Origin of the sequence: Streptomyces sp. NPDC005576 (genome assembly GCF_042871745.1) — a bacterium.
Taxonomy (GTDB): Bacteria; Actinomycetota; Actinomycetes; order Streptomycetales; family Streptomycetaceae; genus Streptomyces.
Window position 1 is genome coordinate 126,169 of record NZ_JBIAJC010000004.1, and the last position, 25,763, is coordinate 151,931.

The following is a 25,763-nucleotide window of genomic DNA, read 5'->3' on the forward strand; positions in this document are numbered from 1 at the left end:
AACGTCGGGCAGGGCACCTGAGGCCGTGCCACCGCTCTCCGCGGGGCACGGCCTTCGGCGTGTCCGGGCCGGACGCCAGTGCCGCGCCCGGCACTAGGGACTGTTTCTCGGATCTCCTGACGTGGGTTGAGTGTTGGGTCCAGGGTGGCTGTATGGGCCGTGGGGATCTGACGAATGCGGAGTGGGACCGGCTGGAGTCGTTCCTGCCGCGAGGTGGCACGCGTGGCGGTCGCTGGAGTGATCACCGCAGGGTGATCAACGGGGTTCTGTACCGGGTGCGGACGGGTGTGCAGTGGCGGGATCTGCCGGAGCGGTTCGGGCCGTGGGAGACGGTCTACAAGCGTCATCGCCGCTGGTCGGCGGATGGAACGTGGCAAATGTTGCTCTCGAAGGTCCAGGCCGCCGAGGACGCCGCCGGCCGGATCGACTGGGACGTGTCGGTGGACTCCACCGTGGTGCGGGCCCACCAGCACGCCGCCGGCGCGAGGAACGCGCCCCCGGCTGCGGTTCCTCAAAAGGGGGCCGGGCGAGGGACGAATCAGGTCGATCCGGTCCTGCGGAAACTACTCGCCCGGCTGGAGGAGGTGGTCAGCTCGGCGAATGCCTGGGACGCTCCCGAGGCGGCTTCACCACCAAGATCCACCTCGCGGCCGAAGGGCGATGCCGCCCCCTCGCCCTCGCCCTGACGCCCGGGCAGTACGGGGACGGCCCTCAGTTCGAGCGCGTGCTGGAGCTGATCTCCGTGCCTCGCACCGGCGTCGGACGACCTCGCACCCGGCCCGACTACGTCCTGGCGGACAAGGCCTACACGTCCCGCGCGAACCGCCGCTACCTGCGACGACGCGGAATCCGGCACACCATCCCCGAACGCCTTGACCAGCAAAGACATCGCCAGAGCCGGGGCTCCCTGGGCGGCCGACCCACCGGCTTCGACCGCGAGCGCTACAAGAAGCGCAACACCGTTGAACGTGCCATCAACCGCCTCAAGGGCTTCCGTGCCGTCGCCACACGCTACGAGAAACGCGCCTACATCTACCTCGGCACCGTCACACTCGCAGCCCTCACTATCTGGCTCCGAACATGATCCGAGAAACAGTGCCTAGCCCGTCGCCGCCGGGGTCCGTTCCACCACGACGATGCTCCCGGTGCGGAGCTTGAGCCGGTACGTCGCCTCCGGGTGCAGCTGCGTCGCGTACGCCGCCGGGTCCTGGATCGAGCGGGCCCAGCCGGCGCCCATGTCGAAGGCGACGATGTCGGGGGCCATGCCCGGTGCGCCGCCGATCCAGTAGACGGTCCGGTCGGCGGTGAGGTGCGCCATCAGCGCGATGTCGGTCTCGACGCGGGCGCCCACCGGGATCGCCGCCATCGCCTCGCGCGCCGCGTACGTCCCCGCGTCGGCGCGGTAGGTCTCCGGGCGCAGCAGTTCGCGCAGCGGCAGGTGCTGGGTCATCGCGAAGGCGATGCCCACGGTCACCGGGACGACGACGTGCGCGAAGGAGGCGAGCCAGGGCCTGGGGGACGTCCGGCTGCGGCGGATGCCGTCCGCCATGGCGAGGAAGACGACCGGCATGAGGATCGCGCTGTAGTGCCAGACCATGCCCCAGTGGTTCTGGTCCTGGGAGAGCAACCGCCAGCCGAGCGTGGGCAGGACGAGCAGCACCAGGGGTGACCGCAGCGCCATGAAGGCGGTGATGCCGAAGAGGAAGACCAGCATCTCGATCTTGACGGACGAGTCGAACGCCCCGAGCACCACGTCGAGGGTGGAGACGTGCTGTTGGCCGTCGGTGTCCATCTTCTTCCAGTAGTCGTAGCCGCCCGCGCTGCTGGCCGCCGGTATGAGGACGAAGACGGTGAGCACGAAGGCGCAGCAGCCGGTGACGGCGAGCAGCGTGCCCTGGAACCGCTGTCCGAGGACGAAGAGGACCAGCCCGACGGCGGCCACGGTGATGCCGAGGTCCTCCTTGACCAGGACCAGGGGCAGGGCCCAGAGGACGGCGGCCGACCAGCGTTCGGTGAGCAGTGCCCGGCAGACGAGGGCGATCAGCGGGACGGCGAGGGCGATCTCGTGGAAGTCGGCCTTCATCGCCTCCTGGAGCCCCCAGGAGAGCCCGTACGCGACCGTGATCCAGGGCCCGTACCGTCCGCCGAGGACCTGCTGGACGGTACGTCCCACGATGACGGCGGAGAGCGCGAACAGGGCGGCCTGCGCGAAGAGCAGGGCGAGGGCGGACGGCCAGATCCAGTAGAGCGGGACGAGCAGCGCCACCGCCGGGGAGAAATGGTCACCGAGGATCAGGTAGCCGGGGCCCTTGATGTCGACGACCGGCGCGTGGAACCCGGCGTACGCCCGTACCTCCTGCTCGAAGATGCCGAGGTCCCAGGAGGGCGAGTCGAAGCGGGCGTACTGGAAGTAGGCGTAGAGGAAGTACAGGGCGCAGAGGACCGCGCCGATGAGCAGGTACGGGCGCAGCGGGACGCGGTCGGGCCGCCCCTCGGGGGCCGCAGGTCCTGCGGGGGCCGGTGCGTCGGGGGCCGGTGCTGGGGAGGCCGGCGCGCCGGGGGTGGGTTTCTCCGGCCGCTGATCGTCGTCCGGGTGCTGCCCGGGGCCCGCGCCGCGCGTCTGCTGCGCCGGGACGGACCAGCCGGTTCCGGTACGGCTCCGCTCGTCGCCGCCCGGGCCGGGCACCGCTTTCCCCATCCGCAATGAATCCACCCACCGGTTCCCATCGAGTCGTGCACGCCGATCGGAGGGTCTCGCGGATCGGGCGGCCCCGCGGATCGCGCGGCCTCGTACACCTCTTCGGACGAGCGATCCATTAGAACAGAGAGCCGGAGCCCCGGGGAGACGGGAAACCTCGGGTCCGCTCCCGCCCACCTCGGCCGGGGCAGGTACGCGGACGGCCCGCCGGGATGTCCCGGCGGGCCGCACGACCGTCACACCTCGACGGTGAGGCCCGACAGCGTCACCGCGTCACACCTTCACCGCGTGACCGCGTGACTCAGTGGAAGAAGTGGCGCGTTCCCGTGAAGTACATGGTCACGCCGGCCTTCTTCGCCGCCTCGATCACCAGCTCGTCGCGGACCGAACCGCCCGGCTGGGCCACGGCCTTGATCCCGGCGGCGGTCAGGATCTCCAGACCGTCGGGGAACGGGAAGAAGGCGTCGGAGGCGGCATACGCGCCCCGGGCCCGCTCGGCGCCCGCGCGCTCGACGGCGAGCTTCGCGGAGTCGACGCGGTTGACCTGGCCCATGCCGACGCCGACCGAGGCACCGTCCTTGGCGAGCAGGATCGCGTTGGACTTGACCGCGCGGCTCGCCTTCCACGCGAAGGCGAGGTCCTTCAGCTCGTCGGCGGAGAGGGCCTCGCCCGTGGCGAGGGTCCAGTTGGCCGGGTCGTCGCCGTCGGCCTGGAGCCGGTCGGTGACCTGGAGGAGCGCGCCGCCGTCGATCGGCTTGACCTCGACCGGGGCGGTCGGGGCGCCCTCGCAGCGCAGCACGCGGATGTTCTTCTTGCGGGCGAGGACCTCGACCGCGCCGTCCTCGTACGCCGGGGCGACGATGACCTCGGTGAAGATCTCGGCGACCTGCTCGGCCATCGCGACGGTCACCGGGCGGTTGACGGCGATGACGCCGCCGAACGCGGAGAGCGGGTCGCAGGCGTGCGCCTTGCGGTGCGCCTCGGCCACGTCGTCGGCGATGGCGATGCCGCACGGGTTGGCGTGCTTGATGATCGCGACGCACGGCTCGGCGTGGTCGTACGCGGCCCGGCGCGCGGCGTCGGTGTCCGTGTAGTTGTTGTAGGACATCTCCTTGCCGTGCAACTGCTCCGCCTCGGCGAGACCGCCGGTGCCGGAGGTGTAGAGGGCCGCGGGCTGGTGCGGGTTCTCGCCGTAGCGCAGGACGTTGGTGCGCTCGTACGTCGCACCGAAGAAGTCCGGGAAGCCGGAGTCGTCCGCGGCGGCGTAGTCGGCGGCGAACCAGGAGGCCACCGCCACGTCGTACGCGGCGGTGTGCTGGAAGGCCTCGGCGGCGAGCCGCTTGCGGGTGGTCAGGTCGAAGCCGCCCGCCCGCACCGCGGCGAGGACGTCGGTGTACCGCTCGGGGCTGGTGACGACGGCCACGGACGGGTGGTTCTTGGCCGCGGCGCGGACCATGGACGGACCGCCGATGTCGATCTGCTCGACGCACTCGTCGGCGGAGGCACCGGAGGCGACGGTTTCCTTGAACGGGTACAGGTTGACGACCACGAGGTCGAAGGGCTCCACGCCCAGCTCGGCGAGCTGCTCGCGGTGGGCGTCCAGGCGCAGGTCGGCGAGGATGCCCGCGTGGACGCGCGGGTGGAGCGTCTTCACGCGGCCGTCGAGGCACTCGGGGAAGCCGGTGAGCTCCTCGACCTTGGTGACCGGGACGCCGGCGGCGGCGATCTTTCCGGCGGTGGAGCCGGTCGAGACCAGCTCGACGCCGGCCTCGTGGAGACCGCGGGCGAGGTCTTCCAGCCCCGTCTTGTCGTAGACACTGACCAGGGCGCGGCGGATGGGCTTATTCACCGACATGACCGAGATGAACCTTTCGTCCCTCAATGCGATGACCGTCACGGGCGATCCGCCCCACGGCCTCGACGAGCAGCTTGCGCTCGACTTCCTTGATGCGTTCGTGGAGAGCGGCTTCGCCCTCCGGGGTGTCCTCTTCGGTCACCTCGACCACGCCCTGCGCGATGATCGGACCGGTGTCGACACCGTCGTCGACGAAGTGGACGGTGCACCCCGTGACCTTCACGCCGTACGCGAGCGCGTCACGCACTCCGTGGGCGCCGGGGAAGCTGGGGAGCAGGGCGGGGTGGGTGTTGACGATCCGGCCGCCGAACGCGGCCAGGAACTCCTTGCCCACGATCTTCATGAAGCCGGCCGAGACGACGAGATCCGGCCGGTGCTCGGCGGTGGCGGCGGCCAGCGCGGCGTCCCACTCCTCGCGGGTGGCGTGATCCTTCACCTTGCGGACGAAGGTAGGGATACCGGCACGCTCGGCCCGCTCCAGACCGACGATGCCCTCGCGGTCGGCGCCGACCGCGACGACCCGGGCGCCGTACCCCTGGGGGTCGGCGTCGATGGCGTCGAGGAGGGCCTGGAGGTTGGTACCGGAACCGGAGACCAGCACGACCAGACGGGCCGGAGCGGCGGGACGAGCCGGATCGGCTGAGGTGGGCGAGGCCACGGCTGGGCCCTTTCTCGCGTGGTGACGCGCCTGCGATGTGCCGGCGGAGCTCTTGTTGCTGACGGACTTTTCGTACGGATCTCTCGGTGCGGCCACTCGTGCGGCCCTCTGTACGGCCTCTCGTACGACCTCTTTGTACGGTCCTACGAACGAGGATCGCCCTCGGGTACGGGGGACCCTACGAACGGACCGACCGTCGGCAACGATACCGGCACACCCTGCGGCCCCCACGGGACGGGGGCGTGGCCGGGAGGTAGCGTCAGGGGACGCGAACCGTCCGACGGGCGGAAACGACGAGATGGGGAAGACGTTCACCACATGCCGGACCGACGCCGCCGCACCGACTCCCGCCCTTTCCACCCTTCGCGCCTTTCGCGCCTTTCGCGCCATCCGCACCTCTCGCCGGTGACCGGGAGCGCCCCGACCATGTCGGCGACCGCACTGCCGTCGCCCCTGTTGCGGGAGCGGCAGCCCTCTCCGCACGGCGGTTCCGAGGCGCCCGGCTCCACCGGTCCCACCGGTCCCACCGGCTCGACGGGTAACTCCGGCTCGACGGGTAACTCCACGGGGGCCACCGGCCCGGGCGCGCCGGACACCTCGGGCCCGTCCGGCGCGCAGGGCGCCCCCGACGAGGCCGAGGGCCGGGGCGCGCCCACTCCCGCACCGCCCGCCGAGGACAACCCGTTCGCGGCCCCCCCGCAGGGGCGGCCCGACCAGCCCTGGCGGCCCCGCCACCCCTCGGCCCACAGCGGCCAGGGCAACGGGCCGGGCGGCGGCCAGGACGGTGGTCAGGGCGGCGACCACGGGAACGGTCACGGCAACGGGAACGGCCCGTCCGGCGGACGCCCGGCCTGGGGCAGCCAGTGGAGCGACCGTCAGCCGGGCCGGGAGGGCGGCGACTTCGGCCGCCGCCCCGGCGCCGGTGGCGGCGGTGGCCCGGAGCGCCCCGAGGGCGGCCGGGGCGGAATGCGCTGGGACCCCACCGATCCCGCCCAGCGCCGCGCCCGCTACGCGGTGCTCAGCGGAATGTGGGCCTTCTTCTTCGTCCTGTTCGGCTTCCCGGAGATCGCCCTGTTGCTCGGCGCGCTCGGTACGTACTGGGCGATCAGCTCGCTGCGGGCCGCCCCGAAGCCGCCCGCCCCGGCCGACGGTACGACGGGTTCCGGCCAGGCCGGAGCGGCTCCCACCTCCACAGTCGACGCTCCGGGAATCGACGCCCCGGGGGTCCGCGCTCCGGGGGGCGGCGGTGTTCCCGGCGGGCAGCCCGCGCCCGGCTCCGTACCGCCGGGCGGTCAGCCTGGACGGCCCGTGCCGGGAGCGGCCGGCAAACCGCAGACCACGGCCGCGGTCAGCGGTCTGGTGACCGCGCTGCTGGCGCTGGTGATGGTGGCCGGGACGTTCACCGTCGAACTGGTCTACCGCGACTACTACACCTGCGTGAACGACGCGCTGACCCGCTCCAGCGCGCTGGCCTGCAACGATCTCCTGCCGGACCCCCTCGAACCGATCTTCGGCGTCAAGAACTGACCCTCCCCCAGCGCACCGAACCCGGCCCGGCTCCTGACCCAGGAGCCGGGCCGCTCGCATGGGGGGACGTCGTTCGCCCGAGGCGGAGGACTGTCCCCGCGAGGGCGAAATCCGGCCACTGCGGATGCGCAGCCGAGCCTCGAGCCGCGCGCACAGACGCGGCACCAGCCGCACCTCCGAACGCCCCGGCACCCCCGCCACCCCGGCACTCACCGCGGACCGCAGTGCATGGCTCCCGGCCTTCCGGCCGGTCCTCAACGGTTGCTCGCCACAGTTCCGATACCCCCTCACGAGCGCATTCCGATATACCTCTGCGCACTCGAAAAACTTTCGAAATGTTTCGAATTCCCCGCCTCTCGACAATCCTTTATACCTTCTCGTATCCGGGCATTGTCCCAACCCTGTTGCGCCTTCATCGGACGACACTCGCACTGACCTGGGGAAACACTCATCAGGCTCCCTGCCGAGCCAAAAAAGTTTTTCGCAATGCCTGCCGAAACCATTGACACCCAAGAGCGCCGAATCAACACTGACGTCGCTGACAGACCTCAAAGGCCGTCGATTTGAGGCACCCGCACGACCCATCCCTCCGGTTCCCGGCTGCATCAGGAACGCCCCACCCCGCCACGTCGCCCGTTGCGCCGACACGGCTCACTTCCTGACGCGTTCATGACATTCACAGGGAGGGGTGGCGTCCCGCCACCTGGCCTCCGGCCAGTCCGCACAAGGAGGAACCATGTACACGAAGGAAGGCACCACTCGTTCGAGGAGTCGCGGCCTCGGTCGCTTCCGGCTCCTCGGCCGGGCCTTCGCCCTGGCTGCGGCGGTGACCGCACTGATCCTGCCGGGCACCGCCAACGCCGACACGACGATCACCACGAACCAGACCGGCACCAACAACGGCTATTACTACTCGTACTGGTCCGACGGTGGCGGATCGGTCTCCATGAACCTCGGCGCGGGCGGGAATTACAGCACCTCGTGGAGCAATGTCGGGAACTTCGTCGCCGGTAAGGGATGGAGCACCGGAGGACGCCGAACCGTGAACTACACCGGCACCTTCAACCCGTCCGGCAATGCGTACCTGTCCCTCTACGGCTGGACCACCAACCCGCTCGTCGAGTACTACATCGTCGACAACTGGGGCACCTTCCGGCCCACCGGCACGTTCAAGGGCACCGTCACCACCGACGGCGGCACGTACGACATCTACGAGACGACGCGGACCAACGCTCCGTCCATCGAGGGTGACGGCAAGACGTTCAACCAGTACTGGAGCGTCCGGCAGTCCAAGAAGACCGGCGGGACCATCACGACGGGCAACCACTTCGACGCCTGGGCGAGCAAGGGCATGAACCTGGGTTCCTTCAACTACATGGCCCTCGCCACCGAGGGGTACCAGAGCAGCGGTAACTCCAACATCACGATCGACTCCTCCGGCGGAAGCACCGGCGGTGGCGGCACTGGCGGTGGCGGCACGGGTGGTGGCGGCACCGGCGGCGGTACGAGCGGTGGCTGCACCGCGACGCTCTCCGCAGGAGACAAGTGGAGCGACCGCTACAACCTCAACGTCGCGGTCACCGGCTCCAGCAACTGGACCGTGACCATGAACGTGCCCTCGCCCGAAAAGGTCCTCTCGACCTGGAACGTCGGCGCGAGCTACCCGAGCGCTCAGCAACTCGTGGCCAAGCCCAACGGCAGTGGCAACAACTTCGGCGTGACGCTCCAGACCAACGGCACCTGGACCTGGCCGACGGTCACCTGCACCGCCGGCTGACCCGTACCGACCACAGCACCAGCACCAGCACCAGCACCAGCACCAGCACCAGCACCGAACGCAGTACCCGTCTCGACCGCACCACCGCACATCAGCAGGGCCCCCGACCGGCGCGGCGGCGCGGCATCCTCAGGGTGCCGCGCCGTCCGTCGTCGGCCGGGGGCCCTGCGGCTCGGGGCGGCTCGTCGGCTCCGACCTCGGCAGGAAGTCGTACTGTTCGGACCCCGGTGCGGCGGGAGCGACGGGCGGGAGAACGGGTGGAGCGACCACGGGGGCGGGAGGCGCGTCCGCCGGGCGCTCCGAACCGGCCGACTGCTCCGCGTCGGCCCCGCGCTCCGAACCGGCCGGGCTCTGCGGGCCCACCGGATGCTCCCGGTCGGCGGGGCGGTGCGGGTCGGCGGAATCCGGCGTCCTGGCCGGTACGGCGTCCGGTGCCTCGGGCTTCCGCCAGGGGAGACGCGGCTTCCACCAGGCGCGCGCGTCAGCGAAGCCGACCTCGATGGACACCCCGGAGGCCCCGCCCGAGGATGCGCTCCCGGGAGCGGTCCCGGGCGACGTCCCCGGACCGGACCGCCACGAACTGAACGCGCGCCCCGGCCGCGCCGTCCATTCCGGTACCACGGCGGGGTCGGGCACCACGCTCTCCACTCCCGCACCGGGCACCGCGCAGGCCGTCTCCCACCGCCATCCCCAGGTCTGTTCGCGCAGTCGCCAGGACCGCATCAGCAGAGCCAGGGGTACTCCGAGCACGGCGGTCCAGAGGACCGCGGCGGCACCGGTCAGCCACCAGACCGGTCCGAACTCGGCGAGCGCCCGGGTGCCCATCGGCCCGCCCGCGAGGGCGGCGAGAGCTGCCGTGCCCACCCCGCAGCCGATCGCCGCGAGCCCGGTGACCAGCGCGGTCTCCCCCGGGCTCCAGGCATCCTCGCGCGCGCCGTACAGCGGGGCGGCCCTCCGTACGGTGAACCAGGCGACGGCGACGGCCGCCATCAGAGGGACGACGCCCGACACTCCGTTCACGGCCGTTCCGGGACCCGGTTCCGGCAGGGCGGCCAGCAGCGGGAACCTGGGCAGCGCGGGGTCGCCGTGAAAACCGAGGGGGGCGACCGTCGCCGCCGTACCGAGCGAGAAGCCGGGGCCGAGGCCGTACGACGCCGCCCACACAGCCGCGTTGGGCACCAGCGCCAGCGCGAGGAGCACCACGGCGACCTGCCCGGACGTCTCGTCCGAGAGCGCCAGAAACGATTCCCCGGCAGCGGCCCTGTTCCGTACGAGTCCCACGGCGACGAGCAGCGCGCCTCCGCCGAGCAGCACCGCCACCCCCGCCACCGCCGACCGGGTCGCCGCCTCGGCACGGTCGCGGAAGAGGGTACGGGCCACCGCCTCCTGGACCCGGAGCGGCGCCCAGGAAGGGGTGGCGCCCAGCGGCCGGCCGGACGCCGTCCACACCCCGGCCGCGGCGGCGCCCGCCACCACCGCCACCAGGGGGAACGCCAGCGTCGCCGAATCACCGGTGTCCACGCGCAACGGAGCCGACCCTACGAAGGCCACCGCTCCCCCGACCACCAGCAGATAGCCGGTCACCACCGCGAAGCAGATGGCGGCGGCCGAGGGCGGCCGGTCCTCCATCAGGTCCCCCGGGCCCCCGGGGTCCGCGGCGTCGAGCGCGTCGCGGGCGGCCCGGTGCAGCAGCCACACGGGGACCGCCGTCAAGAGCAGGGGGACGGTCGCCACCGGGGCGGGGATTCCGCTGAGGGTGTCCGTCCGGACGAGTTCGGCACCGTGCGAGAGCAGCCACAGGGCCGCCGCCGTACGGACCGCCCGGCCTGGTCCGGCGTTGGAGTACGGCGAGCTGATCCAGAGCGCCATCAGGAGGACGGTGAGGATGCCGAGACCGAGTCCGGCCGCGATCGCACCCCGCAGGAGTGCGGAGGCCAGGGCGGCGGCCCTGCCACGTCCGGAGGACAACATCGGGCTGCGATCGGTCACTTGGGTCACGCCCGCCATGCTGCCAACGACACGCGCTGAATCCGTGTAACGGGCGAACAGGCGTCGTGTCGCCCAATATACGTTTATGTACTTTTTCACCCAGTGCAGTGTTACGGGGAGCCACCCGTGACGGAGAGTACGACCGGCACCGCCGACGTTCCGCTGCCGTCCCCCAAGGAACGGCGGAGGCTGCGCGAGGCGAAATCACTGAGTGAGGAGCAGGTGGCCTCCGCGGTCGGAGTCACGCCGGCCACCGTCCGGTCCTGGGAGTCGGGGCGTACGGCCCCGCGAGGGCGTAAACGGGTGGCGTACGCCCAGCTCATCGGATGCGCCGATCACCGGCCGGGGCGCCGGACGGACCGCCGGACGGGCCCCACGCCGGCCACGGGTGCGCCTCCGTCCTCCAAGGGGTCAGCCCCGGCCACGGGTTCGTCTCCGTCCACGGGTTCAGCCCCGCCCTCGCGTCCCGCCGCGCCCGGTCCGGCGGATGCCGCCGCACCGCCCCCCACCGTCGTAGCTCCCGGGAGCACCCCCATGTCCCCGACCGCGCCCGACCTCACGCAGCCCCCTGATCAGGACGACGTCGCCCCCTCCTCGGATCAGGCCACCCCCTCCCCGGATCAGGACGATCCGGGGCGAGCCACCCCGGCCCCTGCCCCGGCCCCGGCCCCGGAAGGAGACGTTGCGGCGCCCGTGTCGGACGGAGCCGTTCCGGTGCCGGCCCCTGTGCCGCTGCCGGTGCCGGTGCCTGTGCCGGTGCCGCCCGAGCCGGACGTACCTCCGGGGCCGACCCCGGAGGCGGCCTTCGACGCGCTCTACCACCGGACCGCCCCCGGGCTGGTCGGCCAGGCGTTTCTGCTGACCGGGCGCCGGGGCCTCTCCCGGGAGTCCGTGGAGCGTGCCTTCCACACGGCGTGGGAGCGGTGGCCCGAAGTCGCGGTGGACCGGGACCCGGCGAGCTGGGTACGGGCCACCGCTCACGAGTACGCACTGTCGCCGTGGCACCGGGTGCGCCGCGCCCACCGCCACCCGGACGCGCCGCCCGCCGACCCGGAGCGGCGGGCGACGCTGGAAGCGTTTCTCGCGCTGCCGCCGGCCTCCCGCCGCACAGTGCTGCTCTACGACGGGGTCGGGCTCGATCTGCCGGAGACCGCGGCAGAGACGGAGGCGAGCACACCGGCCGCCGCCGGGCGGCTGGTGAACGCGCGCGCCGCGCTCGCCGAGCGACTGCCGGAACTGGCGGAGGCCCCGTCGTCCGCGGAGCTCTCCACCCTGCTGCGCGAGCGGCTCCACTCCCTCGCGGCCGTCGGACCACCCCCGGCCCTGCCCGCTCCGAAGGCCGTACGCGCCGGGAGCGAGCGCAAGGCCCAGCTGTGGACCAGGGCGGCCATCGCCTTCGCCGCCCTGCTCATCGGTGCGACCGCCTTCACCCTGCACACCGCGCCGACCCGGTACGAGGAACCCCTCTCCCCCGCCGAACGCGTCGGAGGAGTCCCCCCGCGCGGTGGCCCGCAGCAACTGACCGAGCAGGACCTGGAACTGAAGGCATCCCTGCGCGAGGAGTTCGTCCACGGACCGGAACGCGTCGTGCCACTGGCCCGCTGACGACCGCCCCCTCCCCGGACGGCCACTCCTCCTTCCGGAACGGGCCTTCCGGAACGGGCCTTCCGGAACGGGCCTTCCGGAACGACGAAACGGCGCGGGCCCGCACCCCGGGAAGGGGTACGGGCCCGCGCCGTCGTGGCGCGTTCACACGGGGCGCGACCGCGGTGCCGCCGCGGTGCCCGTGATCCGGCTGATCAGCCTGATCAGCCTGATCAGGCGCCGAGGATCTCGCGCGCCAGCTTGGCGGTCTCGGTCGGCGTCTTGCCGACCTTCACGCCGGCGGCCTCGAGGGCCTCCTTCTTCGCGGCGGCGGTGCCGGAGGAGCCGGAGACGATGGCGCCTGCGTGACCCATGGTCTTGCCCTCGGGCGCGGTGAAGCCAGCGACGTAGCCGACGACCGGCTTCGTGACGTTCTTCGCGATGAAGTCGGCGGCACGCTCCTCGGCGTCGCCACCGATCTCACCGATCATGACGATGAGGTCGGTGTCGGGGTCCGCCTCGAACGCCGCGAGGGCGTCGATGTGCGTCGTACCGATGACCGGGTCGCCACCGATGCCGACGGCGGAGGAGAAGCCGATGTCACGGAGCTCGTACATCATCTGGTAGGTCAGCGTGCCGGACTTGGACACGAGACCGATGCGGCCGGGCTTGGTGATGTCGCCCGGGATGATGCCGGCGTTGGACTGGCCGGGGGTGATCAGACCCGGGCAGTTCGGGCCGATGATCCGGGTCTTGTTGCCCTTCGAGCCCGCGTACGCCCAGAAGGCGGCGGAGTCGTGGACGGCGATGCCCTCGGTGATGACGACGGCGAGGGGGATCTCGGCGTCGATCGCCTCGACGACGGCGGCCTTCGCGAAGGCCGGCGGCACGAAGAGGACGGACACGTCGGCGCCCGTCTTCTCCATCGCCTCGGCAACGGAGCCGAAGACCGGGATCTCGGTGCCGTCGAAGTCGACGGACGTGCCGGCCTTGCGCGGGTTCACGCCACCGACGATGTTGGTGCCGTCGGCCAGCATGAGCTTGGTGTGCTTCATGCCCGTGGCGCCGGTCATCCCCTGGACGATGACCTTGCTGTCCTTGGTGAGGAAGATTGCCATGGTGTTGGAGTCCCTCTTCCTTTACTTCGCAGCCGCGGCGAGCTCGGCGGCCTTGTCGGCCGCGCCGTCCATGGTGTCCACGCGCTGCACCAGCGGGTGGTTGGCGTCGGAGAGGATCTTGCGACCCAGCTCCGCGTTATTGCCGTCGAGACGCACGACGAGGGGCTTCTCGACCTTCTCGCCCTTGCTCTCCAGCAGCGCGAGCGCCTGGACGATGCCGTTGGCGACCTCGTCACATGCGGTGATGCCACCGAAGACGTTGACGAACACGGACTTGACGTCCGGGTCGCCGAGGATGATCTCCAGGCCGTTCGCCATGACCTCGGCGGAGGCGCCGCCACCGATGTCGAGGAAGTTGGCGGGCTTCACGTTGCCGTGGTTCTCACCGGCGTACGCGACGACGTCCAGGGTCGACATGACCAGACCGGCACCGTTACCGATGATGCCGACCTCGCCCTCGAGCTTGACGTAGTTGAGGTTCTTGGCCTTCGCGGCGGCTTCGAGGGGGTCGGCCGCGGCCTTGTCCTCGAGCGCCTCGTGCTCGGGCTGGCGGAAGCCGGCGTTCTCGTCGAGCGAGACCTTGCCGTCCAGTGCCAGGATGCGGCCGTCCTTGGTCTTCACCAGCGGGTTGACCTCGACGAGGAGCGCGTCCTCGGCGACGAAGGTGTCCCACAGGGTCACCATCGCCTCGGCGACACCCTCGGCCACATCGGCCGGGAACTTCGCCAGAGCCACGATCTCGCGCGCCTTGACGATGTCGACACCGTCCACGGCATTGACCGGGACCTTCGCGAGGGCCTCGGGGGTCTTCTCCGCGACCTCCTCGATGTCCATGCCGCCCTGCACCGAGGCCATGGCCAGGAAGGTGCGGTTGGTGCGGTCGAGGAGGTACGAGACGTAGTACTCCGCCTCGATCTCCGGGGACAGCTCGGCGATCATCACCTTGTGGACCGTGTGGCCCTTGATGTCCATGCCGAGGATGTCGGTCGCGCGGGCGACCGCCTCGTCGGCGTCGGCGGCCAGCTTGACGCCGCCGGCCTTGCCACGACCGCCGACCTTCACCTGGGCCTTGACGACAGACTTGCCGCCCAGCCGCTCGGTCGCCTCGCGGGCTGCCTCAGGCGTGTCGATGACTTCACCGGCCAGCACCGGTACACCGTGCTTGGCGAAGAGGTCCCTCGCCTGGTACTCGAACAGGTCCACGCGCGTCCGTCCCTTTTAGTGGTCTCGCGGTTGGTTTGATGCGTGGGCGTGCCGCGAGGGGCAAACGTGACTGCGCTGTCACCAAGGAATGCGTACACGGTGTCCGGTACGCGGCATGTCCATCCGGCAGGTTATCCCCGCGCTCCGCCCGACCATAAATCGGAGATCGCGCACGAACGGTGATTACGGTCACAGGCGCCGCTGGTGACCGGGCCGGAGGGGACAAAACGGCGCGGTGCCGCACCGGTGGCCCCGCTGGTCAACGGGGGTGCGGGCAGAACGCGCGGGGCAACGACCGCACGAGCGTCGGCTCAACCGTCGGACCGATGAGAGATGGGCCACCCCGACCGGGTCGGGCGGCGGACCGGAAGTGGGTCCCGCGGGCGTCCCCCGAGCGTCCCCCCGGGCGTCCGCGGGGCGGGGCCCGCGTATCTGCTACCGGTCCTGCCTCGCCGGTCCTGCCTCGCCGCCCTGCCGGTCTCCTACCGCTCCGGAATCGGCAGGGGTCGCTTCTCCAGGGCCGCCGCCATCACCTCGGGGAAGAGGTCCGGGGTGCAGGCGAACGCGGGGACGCCGAGGGCGGCCAGGGCCGCCGCGTGCTCCCGGTCGTACGCGGGCGCCCCCTCGTCCGAGAGCGCGAGCAGCGCCACGAACTCCACTCCGGCATCCCTCATCGCCGCGACCCGCTCGAGCATCCGGTCACGTATCCCGCCCTCGTAGAGGTCGCTGATCAGTACGACGACGGTGTCGGCGGGGCGGGTGATGCGTGCCTGGCAGTAGGCGAGGGCCCGGTTGATGTCCGTACCGCCACCGAGCCGGGTACCGAAGAGGACGTCGACGGGGTCGTCCAGTTGGTCGGTGAGGTCCACGACGGCGGTGTCGAACACGATCAGCCGGGTATCCAGCGAACGCATCGAGGCGAGGACCGCGCCGAAGACGGCCGCGTGGACGACGGAGGCGGCCATCGAGCCCGACTGGTCGACGCAGAGGACGACCTCCTTGCGCACGGCCCGCCCGGCCCGCCCGTAACCGATGAGCCGCTCCGGGACAACGGTGCCGGCTCCGGGCGCGCTCTTCGTGGGGTCCGCGCCCTCTGCCGCGGGGAGCGGGACGTAGTTCTTGAGGTTGGCGCGGACGGTGCGGTTCCAGTCGATGTCGCGGTGGCGCGCTCTGCCGGTCCGCACGGAGCGGTCCAGAGCTCCGGTGAGGGTCGCCCGGGTGCGGCCGGCCAGCCTCTTCTCCAGGTCGTCGACGACCTTGCGCACCACCGCGCGGGCCGTCTCCCGCGTGGTCTCCGGCATCGCCCCGCCGAGCGAGAGGAGAGTGCCGACGAGGTGGACGTCGGCTTCGACCGCGTCCAGCATCTCGGGTTCCAGCAGCAGGGCGGCGAGGCCGAGTCGCTCGATCGCGTCCCGCTGCATGACCTGGACGACCGGGGTGGGGAAGTACGTGCGAATATCGCCGAGCCAGCGGGCGGCGGCGGGAGCGGACGCACCGAGTCCGGCCCCACGCTCACCGGGAGTGCGGGTGGCCGGCCTCTTCCCACCGCCGTAGAGCGCGGTGAGGGTACGGTCCATCGCGGCGTCCCGGCCCTCGGGGGTGTGGCCGGTGGACTCCGCGCTGTCGGAACCCAGCACCAGCCGCCACCGCCTCAGCCGCTCGTCGCCGGACAGACGTGCGGCCGACGGGCAGGAGGGCTCCGGGGCTCGCCCCGTCCCGGGGTCGTGATCCGTCACGGTCGATCGACTCCTTCATGCGGAAGGGCAGGCAGGTCCCGTCGGTGGCCAGATGGGTCGGGACGGCCGGGAGAGCCGGTAGGGGCAGGACGGTCGGGTGGTTCAGGCCCATCGGGTCCATCAGGCCGGTCGGGCCGGTCGGATCGGTCGGGCCGGTCGCATCCGCCCGATCGGTCAGGCCGGGGTTCGGCAGGAATTCGGCCGGGGTCGCACCCCGCGGACTCCGCGCACCCATCAGGTCCCGTGGACTCCGGGATCCGTTCGGGTCCGAGGACCAGGCGCAGCACCGGGAGTACGGCGTCGGCCCGCGGTTCGTCCAGCTCTGGCCCGAAGCCGGGCAACGCCGTCCCGGTGGTGGACCCCCGGGCCCGCCCACCCGCGGCCGGTCCCCTGCGGGCCAGCTCCCCCAGGGTGCGCCGCACACCGGGTTCGTACGCGGAGAAGGTGCGACGGAGCAGCGGCAGTACGTCCGTGAAGGCGTGGTCGGGTACGCCGGTCAGCCAGCCGTCCACGAGGGCGAGCAGGCGCTCGTCGTGCACGAGGAGCATCCCGCCGCCGGAAGCCCCTCCGATGAAGCCGTCGATCCATGCGGCGGCGTGCGGGGGCGGGGTGCCGGGCGAGAGGGCGAGGCTCATGAGCCGCGCGGCCTCGTCGTCCCCGAGCCTTCCCTCGTCCAGCAGCAGCCGGGTGGCCCGGCCCCGCACGACCCCGGCGACCGTGTCCCGGGCCGACAGCTTGTGCAGCACCGCCACCCAGCGCCCCCGCAGCCCGTCCGGAGACGCCGGCCCGTCCGCGGTCGGCCCGTCCGGGGGCACCGGCCCGTCCGCGGCGGTCGGCCCGTCCGGTGGTGTCAGGAGGGTGATCGCGCCGTGCACCTCGTCCACCGCGTGGCGCATGGCCTCCGCACTGTCGGCGTTCAGGGCCGTGCACGCGGCGGGAAGCCCGACGCAGACCCGTTCGGCCAGTCCGGCGGCGACCTCGCCGAGCGCACCGGTGTCCGTGGCCCGTACGTCCCCGTACCGCAGCGAGCGGGCCAACGCCGGCAGGGCCTCGGCGAGATGGGCCACGTCCGTGTCGAGCGCGGCGAGGTCCCCGAGGGCCCGCATCACCACGGGCAGGGCGCCGGGCAGCCCCGCGAGAAGGCAGAGTTCGGCGAGGGCGGTGACCTCGGCGAGGGTGGTCGCGGCCCGTGCGTCCGACTCGGCCTTGGCGGTCGCGGCGGTCAGGACGGTGGTGCCCCAGGTGCCGGCCTCGGCGATCCGGACCATGAGCTCCGGCTCCCACCGCAGCCGCCAGGTCTCCCGGAAAGTGCCGGTGCTCCCCCGGCCGGCCACGGGCTCGCCCCAGTCCACGGCGAGGAGGCGCAGCCGGTGCAGCAGCCGGCTCCTCGCCGCGTCGGTGTCCTGCCGGAGGTCGAACTCCACGTCGCGGTCCGGTGGTTCCGGCTTCAGGCGCAGGGCGCGCTGCTGCCGGGTCAGGTCCCGCTGGAGGGGCACGGCCGGTGCACCGTCAGGGACTTGACCGAACTCCTCGCCGACGACGAGTCCTTCGTGGACGAGGGCGAGGGGCACGTCGGACCCGTCGCACATGACGGCCCGGACCGCGTCGGTGGCCTCGTCGAGCCCGGCGAGCGGGCGGCCTCGCAGGGCCGCGAGCGTCTCGGCGAGCCGTACCGCCTCGATGACGTGGGCCGGGGAGACTAACCTGTCCTCGTCGCGGAGCAGGCCCGCGACCTTCGTCATCCATCGCTCGACGGGCCGGTCCCGCGCGCGGAAGAGGTGGGCGTACCAGCCGGGGGCCTCGATGCCGGCGCCGTATCCGCTGTGCCGGGCCAGCCGCCGGTGCGTCCAGGGCACCCAGGTCATACCGGTCCTGACCTTGGGAAGCCCCTTCACCAGGGCACGGTCGGCGGTGAGGGTGGTCCGCGCCGCGAGGGCGGGCACGTGCCAGGCTCCACAGACGACTGCGACCTCGTCGCCGAACTCCTTCCGTGCCGCTCGCAGCTGCATGCGCATGAAGGCCTCGCGCACCGCGTCGCGGGGATGCCCGCCGTCCCCGTACGTCTCGCGCAGCGCCGTCATCGCCTCGGCCAGCGCGGTGAACGGAGCGAGGGGGTCGGCGCCGGTCGGCGCGGACCGGTGTTCGACCACGTCCTCCCACCACCGCTCGGGGTCGTCGTGCCCGGCGGCTTCGGCCAGCACCTCGATCGGGTCGGGCGGAGCCGGCGCGGTCTCCCCGGTCCCTTCGCCCGGGGCCGCCGCCGCGAGTGCCAGCGAATGGGCGGCGGGGAGGTCGATGAAGCGGACGGCCGCCCCGTGCGCGAGCGCCCAGCGGATCGCGACCCACTCCGGTGAGAACTCGGCCATCGGCCAGAACGAGGCCAGCCCCGGATCGTCCTCGGCGTGGGCGAGCAGTGCCACCGGGGGCCGCATGTCCGGATCGGCCGCGAGCGGGAGCAACCCGTCTCCCTCCGGCGGACCTTCCACCAGCACGGCGCGTGGCCGAACCGCTTCCAGCGCGGCCAGGACTGCCCGCGCGGACCCCGGCCCGTGGTGCCGCACGCCCAGCAGCAGCGGTCCCGGAGCCCCTGGTGCCGCGCCCGCGCCCGAGCGCGCCGCAGGAGCGGAAGCAGTGAGTGGCGGGATCACGGGCAGTGGGGCCGGCGCCGGGGGCAACGGGACCGAGGGCGCGGGGACCGAGGGCCGCGAGGTCGTCATGGTGAGACCTCGCGGCAGGCTCGGTAGAAGTCCTTCCAGCCATCCCGCTCGCGGACGACGGTCTCCAGGTACTCCTGCCAGACGGCCCGGTCCGCCGCCGGGTCGCGGACGACCGCACCGAGAATGCCGGCGGCGACGTCATCCGGGCGCAGTGTTCCGTCACCGAAATGGGTGGCGAGCGCGAGGCCGTGGGTGACGACGGAGATCGCCTCGGCGGTGGAGAGCGTGCCGGAAGGGGACTTGACCCGGGTGCGTCCGTCGGTGGTCACGCCGTCGCGCAGTTCGCGGAAGACGGTGACGACCCGCCGGATCTCGGTCAAGCCCTCGGGAGCGGCCGGCAGGTCCAGGGCGCGGCCCATCTGGTCGACCCGCCGGGAGACGATGTCCACCTCGTCCTCGGGCGTGGCCGGGAGTGGCAGCACGACGGTGTTGAAGCGGCGGCGGAGCGCGCTGGAGAGGTCGTTCACGCCCCGGTCGCGGTCGTTGGCGGTGGCGATGAGGTTGAACCCCCGCACCGCCTGCACCTCCTGACCCAGTTCGGGGATGGGAAGGGTCTTCTCCGACAGGATCGTGATCAGCGAGTCCTGCACATCGGCCGGGATGCGGGTCAGTTCCTCCACCCGGGCGGTCAGTCCCTCCGCCATGGCGCGCATCAGCGGGCCCGGCACCAGGGCGGCGCGGCTGGGGCCGTGGGTGAGCAACTGTGCGTAGTTCCAGCCGTACCGGATCGCTTCCTCGGGCGTGCCTGCCGTGCCTTGGACGAGGAGGGTCGAGTCACCGCTGACGGCTGCCGCCAGGTGCTCGGAGACCCACGTCTTGGCAGTGCCCGGGACGCCGAGGAGCAGCAGGGCACGGTCGGTGGCGAGGGTGGTCACGGCGACCTCGACGAGCCGGCGCGGGCCCACGTACTTGGGGGTGATCACCGTGCCGTCCGGAAGTGTCCCGCCGAGCAGATAGGTGGATACGGCCCACGGCGAGAGGCACCAACGGGCAGGTCGCGGGCGGTCGTCGGCGGCGGCCAGCGCCTTGAGTTCGTCGGCGAACGCATCCTCGGCGTGCGGCCGGAGCACCCCCGTGCCCGCATCGGGCAGAGCGGCCCCGTCCGGCAGCACCCCGTGCGACAGCGCCCCCGCGTGTGCTGTGGTCCCCGGCGTTCCGCCGTCCGGCGTGCTGTGGTCCTGCGCGTGCCCGGTGGCCGCGGACTGCCCGGGTCGTTCGTACACGGTCATGGTCCCCCTCCAGATCGCTCATCGCTCGCTCCGATGTGTCACCACCGTGCACCACGCCACTGACAATCGATCCCTCACTCACCGTCACCGCAGGTCAGCGCGATTGTCAGTGGGGGGTCCTAACGTCGTTGCCATGCTGCTGCCTCATGAGGGAGAGTCCGCGCGGACCGCCGAACCGGCCGGGCGCGCACCTGCCGCCCCGGCCGACGCCGGGGCGGCGCGCAAGCGTGCCGAGCGGCGGGCCGCCCGGATCACCGATGGTGTAGGGGAGTTGGAGGATCGCCTCGCCGACCTTCTGCGCTCCGGCCTCGCGGTGTCCGGGCAGTCCGGGCAGTCCGGCAGCGACTCGTGGGAGGAGACCGCCGCCCGGATGGTCGACGCCCAGGCTCCCGGACTGGCTTCACGGGTGCATGAGTTGGGTGCGCTGCCCGGGTCCGGGCCGGGGTGGCCGGTGCGGATGCTGGAGGAGTGCGGGCTGCTGCACCTGCTCAACACCGCTTGGCTGGGCCGCGATCGCCTGCCCGCACCCCTGTTCGCGACGGTCCGCACCCGGGTGGGGCTGCCGTCCGCGCCGGACGGCCCGCCGGTGCGCGACCGCTGGCAGGTGCTCGCCCAGTACGACACCCCGGACGGCAAGCTCGTCACCCGCCGTATCTGGCTGTACGGCAGGGTGTCCGGCCGCACGGCGGTGGTGCTCTCCTACGGCGCGGGGGGCCGCGCCCCGGATCGATCCATTGCGGTGGGCACGGTCCTGGAGGCGGACCTGACGCCGCATCCGGGAGCGGGATGCCGTGCCGAGCTGGGGCCGGTGTTCGGCACCCCTGAGGCCGCCTGCGCTCGCCCGCCGGGTGTCTCCCCCGCCGAGGCCCTCGCCGGGTACGGCCGGGCGCTGCGCGAGGACCCCTGGTCGGAGCGGCATCCGGTGGTGCTGGACGCGGTGATACCCGTCCCCTCCGCCGACCGCTGGCAGCTCGCCGACGAGGGGACCGGGACCGCCCTGCCGATAGCGGGGGGCCCGCGTTCCAGGCCGGGGCTCTGGCGCCTCGCCGCGCTCTCGGGTGGTTACCCGGTCACGGTCTTCGGGGAGTTGGGCCCACGTGGCTTCGCCCCTCTGACGGCCTGGCCCGCCGGTGAGGACGACGGCGCCGGCCGGGGAGACCGCGCCGGCCCGGTCGAGACCGTCGCCCTGACCTGATCGCCCGGCACCGCGCCGCACGGCACGACAGGGGGACGTCCGCCCGGGCCCGTCCCGCCACCCCCCTCCCGACCCACCCGTACACGCCTCACCCCACCCGTACACGCTCCACCCCCACGTACGCACCCGACCCACCCGTTCGCGCACCGCCCCACCGGAGGTGAACCATGACCGCGACGCACGCGCTGACGCCCGAGTCCGGTTGCCCGGATCACGACCACCCCCACACCACCGCGCACCACCACCCCGACATCACTGCGCCGGTCCTCACGGGCGCCCGGCACCCGACCGGCTCCCCACCGCGACAGCGGGCCGAGGAGTGGGACGAGCTGGTCACCCGAGCCCTCCTCGGTACGGACCGGCGCCCGGCCCGCTCCCCGGACGGCAGGTCCGGCGGTCCGTCCGATCTGTTGGACGCGGCGGCGGTGCACGCCGTACGCCGCCGGGCGGGCCTGCGCCCCGCGGCGGCAGGAGTGCTCCCCGACCGGGCCCCCGAGGACCCGCGGCCTCCGTTGCCCCCGGCCGCCCGCCACCGGCTGGCGCAACTCCTCGCGGACCGGACGGGCGGCTCTCCCCGTGGCCGACGTGGCACGGCCCCCGATCTGACGGAGCTGATCCCGCAGTGGCTGGCCGCCGCCAACCGGCACGGCTACCGTGCCCCCGCGGCGTTGCTCCCGCCGCTGCTGGACGCGGCGCGTGCCCGCACCGACTTGCGTCCCCATGCGCTGGTCTTCGCCGGTCAGCGTGGCCGCTGGCTGGCCGGCCTGAACACGGACTGGCGGTTCGCCCTGCGCGACGGCGCTCCGCAAGCCGCCCTCCGGGGCGGACCCGGCGGCGGTGCCGACACGGACGCGGTACGCGAGTTGTGGGAGGAGGGGCTGTTCACGGAGCGGATCGCGCTGCTCAGTGCCGTACGGCTCCGTGACCCGGATGCGGCCCGGGGCCTGCTCGTCGGTAGCTGGTCCGCCGAGCGCGCCGAGGACCGGCTGATGTTCCTGGACACCCTCCGCGCCAAGCTCTCCGGAGCGGACGAGGACTTCCTGGAGGAGGCGCTCGACGACCGCAGCCGCAATGTCCGCGCCACCGCTGCCGAACTCCTCTCCACCCTGCCCGGCACGGCGCTGGGCCGCCGGATGGCCGCCCGCGCGGTCTCGTGCGTCGGCCTGGACCGCAGGTCCGGCGGCGCCACCCCACCGGACTCCGGCGGGCCCTCTCTGGTCATAGAGGCACCGTACGAGTGCGACGCCGCGATGCAACGGGACGGTGTGGTCCCCGTACCGCCCGCAGGGAAGGGCGAACGGAGCTGGTGGTTCAGCCAGTTGGTCGAAGCGACACCACTCTCCACCTGGTCCGCCAAGCTGGGCGGACGCACGGCGCGGGAGATCGTCGGGCTGCCGGTGGCCGACGACTGGGCCGCCGATCTGCACGCCGCCTGGTGCCGTGCCGCCGTACGGCAGCGGGACGAGGGGTGGGCGCGGGCACTGCTCGGCGTTCCCACCGCACCTCCGTCGGACGCCACCGGGACGGACTCTCCGGCCGAGCGGTCGAAGCTCCTCGCCACCCTTCCCCGGGAGGAACGCGCCGCATGGGCAGCCGACTTCATAGCGGCCCACGGCCTCTCCGATGCGTTCCAGCTGCTGGGCGTGTGCGCCGTGCCCTGGGCGGCACCGCTCGGGCGTGCGGTCGTCGACGCGCTCGACATCGCCAGGGAGGCAGGCAGCTACCCGTGGAGCTTCAGCGGAGTCATGGGCCTGGCCGAGCGCTGCCTCAACCCCGGCGAGGCCAACCGACTGGAGGTCCTCACCACCACGGAGGACGAACGCGAGGACGCCTCACCCGGGGCGGGCGGCTACTGGTCGGAGGCATTCCAGAGACTGGTCTCCACCCTCCGGCTGCGCGCGGCCATGGAAGCCGAACTGATCGGGGCCGCCCCCTGACGCACGGAGTCACCCCGACGAACGGGTGCTCTGACGGACCGGAGCCGCCCTGTGCACGAAGTCGCCCTTACGCCCGGAGTGCCTTTGCGCCCGGAGCCGCCTGCGCCTGGAGTCGCCCTTGCGCCCGACGTCGTCCTGCGCCCGGCGTCGCCCTCCGCGCCGGGGCAGCGGTACCGGCTCGCAATGACGAAAGCCTGCCCCGCAACCGGTCATCAGACCGCCTCAGGCACCGGGCCGGACCACACTCCAGGCCGCACCACACCCGGACCCGACCACACCCGGACCGGCCCGCACCCCGACCGCCCCGGGCGCCGGTCCGCCCCGGGCAGCGGGTGCCACCCGCGTCAGGCGTCCGCGGGGTGACGGACGTTCGCGTTGACCCAGTCGACGATTGCCGTGGTGGTCGCACCAGGGGTGAAGATCGCTGCCACCCCGAGCTTCTTGAGCGGCGGGATGTCTTCCTCCGGGATGATCCCGCCACCGAAGACCTTGATGTCCTCGGCCTCCCGCTGCTTCAGCAAGTCGATCACCTTCGCGAACAACGTGTTGTGGGCGCCGGAGAGGATCGAGAGGCCGATAGCGTCGGCGTCCTCCTGGATGGCGGTGGCCACGATCTGCTCGGGGGTCTGGTGGAGACCGGTGTAAATGACCTCCATTCCGGCGTCCCGCAGTGCTCGCGCGATCACCTTGGCCCCCCGGTCATGGCCGTCGAGCCCCGGCTTGGCCACCACTACACGAATCGGACCGGACACACCCATCACTGCCTCCACCTGGTCTCCCGCACCGCCGGTCGCACTCTCTGTCCCGCCGGTCGCACGCTCTGCCCCGCCGGTCGCACTCTCTGTCCCACCGGTCGCACTCTCTGTCCCACCGAACCACGCTCTGCTCCGCCGAACCACGCACCGTCCCGCCGAACCACGCTCTGCCGGGCCGAACCGCGCAGCACCGCGCGATCCCGCGCCGCGGGGGCGCCGCATCCCGCGATCCCGCGCCCCATCCCGATCCGCACTACCCGTCGCATCCCGATCCGACGATCCACTGATGTGAACGAACGTTATCGTCAGCATCCTTCCCCGTCGCGTCCTGTTTCGTGAAGGACGTGAGGGGGGAAATCTCCTTGTGGGACATGTTCGCCATGCGCCCGCCCTGCATCGAGTGGCCCTCATCCGCCATCCGGGGCGGCCGTACGGGGAGCCGCCAGAGGTCGCCGCACAACCGCGCCGTCAGCCGCACGGCGCGGAGGTGCGGCCCCCGCGACCGTCCGGTGCCCCGGCCGCCCGATCAGGGCTGCCGAGGAACCGGACGGCCGGCAGGCCGGAGATCCCGGCCGCCGGGACCTGGTCCGGGCCGCTCCCGGAAGGAGACGGCACGGAACGAACCGCACGGCACACGACGCGGTGCGGGGCGGGACGACACGGGACAGGACGGCACGGGACACGACGGCGTGGGACACCACGGGTGCGGGACGACTCGCTCCTGCCGCGCAGTCACCGGACGGACGAACCGGCCACCCGGCAGACGATCCGGCACCGGACGGACACCGGACGGACACCGGAACGGCATCGGTCGGCTGGCCGGACACGCGACCTCGCCACGGCACCCCCTTAAGGCGCGCGGGACCGAAGCCGTTCGCGCGTGCCGGTGCAGGAGGTCGGCCATGAAGCTGCTGTCCATGCTCACCCTGTTGCCGCGACTGCTGCGCCTGCCGTCACCGCACGACCTGCGCGCACCGTCCGCGCTGCTCAAAGCCACCGCTCTGGATCTGGCGATCCTCGCCGGACACGTGCTGTTCTACCCGACCGGCCTCACCCCGGAGCGCCACAAGGCCGCCCCCGGTGTCGAGCAGGACCTCGACGCGCTGCCCTCGGGCGTGACCGCGTTGCCGGCCCCCCAGGGGGACGACCGGCCGCCGGTGGTGCTGCTGCACGGATTCATCGACAACCGCTCCGTTTTCGTACTGCTCCGCCGCTCCCTCGCCCGGCACGGCAGGCGGCATCTGGAATCGCTCAACTACTCTCCGCTGACCTGCGACATCCGTACGGCCGCCGAGCTGCTGGGGCGGCACGTCGAGGAGATCTGCGAACGCACCGGGCACCAGCGGGTGGACATCGTCGGGCACAGCCTGGGCGGCCTGATCGCCCGGTACTACGTGCAGCGCCTCGGCGGCGATCACCGGGTACGCGTCCTGGTCACGCTCGGCACCCCGCACAGTGGCACCGCCGCCGCTCCCCTGGCGAGCGCCCATCCGATTGTGCGGCAGATGCGCGCGGGCTCCGACTTCATCGAGGAGTTGCGCACCCCGGCGCCGGGGTGCCGGACCCACTTCGTCTCCTTCTGGAGCGAGCTGGACCGGGTGATGGTCCCCGTGCGTACCGCGTGCATCGACCACCCGGATCTCGACGCGGAGAACGTACGGGTCACGGGTATCGGCCACCTCGCGCTCCCCGTCCACCCGGCGGTCGCCGCCCGCATCCGCCAGGAACTCGACCACCCCGGCGGCGCCGACCTGCCTGCCGCCGTCCCGTCGTCCGACCCGACGC

General features: G+C 72.5%; 17 protein-coding genes and 1 pseudogene. 8 read left to right on the plus strand and 10 right to left on the minus strand.

Annotated features, from left to right (window positions below; genetic code table 11):
* Positions 1-152: 152 nt before the first annotated feature.
* Positions 153-1,084 (plus strand): IS5 family transposase gene (locus tag ACFYPN_RS08700; RefSeq protein ID WP_389297403.1). Its coding sequence is split into 2 segments (ribosomal slippage): positions 153-486 and positions 486-1,084, totalling 933 coding nucleotides; the frame shifts between segments, so codons are not numbered across the junction.
* A 15-nt stretch (positions 1,085-1,099) separates the two neighbouring features.
* Here the strand turns inward: ACFYPN_RS08700 and ACFYPN_RS08705 are convergent.
* From ACFYPN_RS08705 to purN, 3 genes are all read right to left on the minus strand, one after another.
* Positions 1,100-2,698, minus strand: a complete 1,599-nt coding sequence (locus ACFYPN_RS08705; protein WP_389297404.1) for a DUF2079 domain-containing protein — start codon at positions 2,696-2,698, stop codon at positions 1,100-1,102.
* Between the two features lie 301 nt (positions 2,699-2,999).
* On the minus strand, positions 3,000-4,553 hold the full coding sequence (gene purH, locus ACFYPN_RS08710; RefSeq protein WP_389297406.1) for a bifunctional phosphoribosylaminoimidazolecarboxamide formyltransferase/IMP cyclohydrolase: 1,554 nt from the start codon (positions 4,551-4,553) through the stop codon (positions 3,000-3,002).
* Complete coding sequence (gene purN, locus ACFYPN_RS08715; protein WP_358758904.1) at positions 4,540-5,211, minus strand: phosphoribosylglycinamide formyltransferase; 672 nt, start codon at positions 5,209-5,211, stop codon at positions 4,540-4,542. Before purN ends, purH begins: the two co-directional genes overlap by 14 nt.
* A 318-nt stretch (positions 5,212-5,529) precedes the next feature.
* Here purN and ACFYPN_RS08720 point away from each other — a divergent pair, with 318 nt between their 5' ends.
* Positions 5,530-6,738, plus strand: a complete 1,209-nt coding sequence (locus ACFYPN_RS08720; RefSeq protein ID WP_389297409.1) for a hypothetical protein — start codon at positions 5,530-5,532, stop codon at positions 6,736-6,738.
* 736 nt (positions 6,739-7,474) lie between these two features.
* Positions 7,475-8,515 carry a glycoside hydrolase family 11 protein gene (locus tag ACFYPN_RS08725; protein WP_358758907.1) on the plus strand — a complete coding sequence of 347 codons (1,041 nt, stop codon included), beginning with the start codon at positions 7,475-7,477 and terminating at the stop codon, positions 8,513-8,515.
* Positions 8,516-8,644: 129 nt separating this feature from the next.
* On the opposite strand, the gene ACFYPN_RS08730 is transcribed toward ACFYPN_RS08725, so the two are convergent.
* A complete protein-coding gene (locus ACFYPN_RS08730; RefSeq protein WP_358758909.1) occupies positions 8,645-10,522 on the minus strand; it encodes a DUF6350 family protein in 1,878 nt (625 codons plus the stop codon).
* Positions 10,523-10,630: 108 nt separating this feature from the next.
* On the opposite strand from ACFYPN_RS08730, the pseudogene ACFYPN_RS08735 reads away from it, so the two are divergent.
* Positions 10,631-10,825, plus strand: a pseudogene (locus ACFYPN_RS08735) (helix-turn-helix domain-containing protein); the annotation flags it as partial.
* A gap of 393 nt (positions 10,826-11,218) precedes the next feature.
* Positions 11,219-12,109, plus strand: coding sequence for a DNA-directed RNA polymerase sigma-70 factor (locus ACFYPN_RS08740; protein WP_389297624.1), 891 nt, complete (start codon positions 11,219-11,221; stop codon positions 12,107-12,109).
* A 212-nt stretch (positions 12,110-12,321) separates the two neighbouring features.
* Here the strand turns inward: ACFYPN_RS08740 and sucD are convergent, their stop codons facing one another.
* The 5 genes from sucD to ACFYPN_RS08765 form a co-directional block, all read right to left on the minus strand.
* Entirely contained in the window at positions 12,322-13,206 is an 885-nt protein-coding gene (gene sucD / locus ACFYPN_RS08745; protein WP_358758912.1) for a succinate--CoA ligase subunit alpha, read from the minus strand.
* 21 nt (positions 13,207-13,227) lie between these two features.
* Positions 13,228-14,409 carry an ADP-forming succinate--CoA ligase subunit beta gene (sucC, locus tag ACFYPN_RS08750; RefSeq protein ID WP_358758914.1) on the minus strand — a complete coding sequence of 394 codons (1,182 nt, stop codon included), beginning with the start codon at positions 14,407-14,409 and terminating at the stop codon, positions 13,228-13,230.
* 482 nt (positions 14,410-14,891) lie between these two features.
* On the minus strand, positions 14,892-16,082 hold the full coding sequence (locus ACFYPN_RS08755) for a VWA domain-containing protein (protein WP_358758953.1): 1,191 nt from the start codon (positions 16,080-16,082) through the stop codon (positions 14,892-14,894).
* A gap of 59 nt (positions 16,083-16,141) precedes the next feature.
* The gene (locus tag ACFYPN_RS08760) at positions 16,142-18,862 is read right to left on the minus strand and encodes a DUF5682 family protein (protein ID WP_358758916.1); all 2,721 of its coding nucleotides are present in this window, start codon (positions 18,860-18,862) and stop codon (positions 16,142-16,144) included.
* The gene (locus tag ACFYPN_RS08765) at positions 18,859-20,091 is read right to left on the minus strand and encodes an AAA family ATPase (protein WP_358758918.1); all 1,233 of its coding nucleotides are present in this window, start codon (positions 20,089-20,091) and stop codon (positions 18,859-18,861) included. The genes ACFYPN_RS08760 and ACFYPN_RS08765 overlap by 4 nt, the downstream gene beginning before the upstream one ends.
* Between ACFYPN_RS08765 and ACFYPN_RS08770 the strand changes: the two genes are divergently transcribed.
* Positions 20,090-21,286, plus strand: a complete 1,197-nt coding sequence (locus ACFYPN_RS08770; protein ID WP_389297412.1) for a hypothetical protein — start codon at positions 20,090-20,092, stop codon at positions 21,284-21,286. The two genes, ACFYPN_RS08765 and ACFYPN_RS08770, sit on opposite strands and share 2 nt — an antisense overlap.
* A gap of 167 nt (positions 21,287-21,453) precedes the next feature.
* Positions 21,454-23,223, plus strand: a complete 1,770-nt coding sequence (locus ACFYPN_RS08775) for a DUF5691 domain-containing protein (protein WP_358758922.1) — start codon at positions 21,454-21,456, stop codon at positions 23,221-23,223.
* A gap of 344 nt (positions 23,224-23,567) precedes the next feature.
* On the opposite strand, the gene ACFYPN_RS08780 is transcribed toward ACFYPN_RS08775, so the two are convergent.
* Positions 23,568-23,981 carry a cobalamin B12-binding domain-containing protein gene (locus ACFYPN_RS08780; protein WP_358758924.1) on the minus strand — a complete coding sequence of 138 codons (414 nt, stop codon included), beginning with the start codon at positions 23,979-23,981 and terminating at the stop codon, positions 23,568-23,570.
* Between the two features lie 899 nt (positions 23,982-24,880).
* On the opposite strand from ACFYPN_RS08780, the gene ACFYPN_RS08785 reads away from it, so the two are divergent.
* On the plus strand, positions 24,881-25,763 hold an 883-nt coding region (locus ACFYPN_RS08785), incomplete at its 3' end, for a lipase family alpha/beta hydrolase (RefSeq protein ID WP_389297413.1).

Excerpts from the sequence above, each read along its gene's own strand:
- ACFYPN_RS08705 (WP_389297404.1), bottom strand. The coding sequence starts at position 2,698 with ATGGGGAAAGCGGTGCCCGGCCCGGGCGGCGACGAGCGGAGCCGTACC.
- purH (WP_389297406.1), bottom strand. The coding sequence starts at position 4,553 with ATGTCGGTGAATAAGCCCATCCGCCGCGCCCTGGTCAGTGTCTACGAC.
- ACFYPN_RS08720 (WP_389297409.1), top strand. The coding sequence starts at position 5,530 with ATGCCGGACCGACGCCGCCGCACCGACTCCCGCCCTTTCCACCCTTCG.
- ACFYPN_RS08725 (WP_358758907.1), top strand. The coding sequence starts at position 7,475 with ATGTACACGAAGGAAGGCACCACTCGTTCGAGGAGTCGCGGCCTCGGT.
- ACFYPN_RS08730 (WP_358758909.1), bottom strand. The coding sequence starts at position 10,522 with ATGGCGGGCGTGACCCAAGTGACCGATCGCAGCCCGATGTTGTCCTCC.
- sucD (WP_358758912.1), bottom strand. The coding sequence starts at position 13,206 with ATGGCAATCTTCCTCACCAAGGACAGCAAGGTCATCGTCCAGGGGATG.
- ACFYPN_RS08760 (WP_358758916.1), bottom strand. The coding sequence starts at position 18,862 with ATGACGACCTCGCGGCCCTCGGTCCCCGCGCCCTCGGTCCCGTTGCCC.
- ACFYPN_RS08770 (WP_389297412.1), top strand. The coding sequence starts at position 20,090 with ATGGTCCCCCTCCAGATCGCTCATCGCTCGCTCCGATGTGTCACCACC.
- ACFYPN_RS08765 (WP_358758918.1), bottom strand. The coding sequence starts at position 20,091 with ATGACCGTGTACGAACGACCCGGGCAGTCCGCGGCCACCGGGCACGCG.
- ACFYPN_RS08775 (WP_358758922.1), top strand. The coding sequence starts at position 21,454 with ATGACCGCGACGCACGCGCTGACGCCCGAGTCCGGTTGCCCGGATCAC.
- ACFYPN_RS08780 (WP_358758924.1), bottom strand. The coding sequence starts at position 23,981 with ATGGGTGTGTCCGGTCCGATTCGTGTAGTGGTGGCCAAGCCGGGGCTC.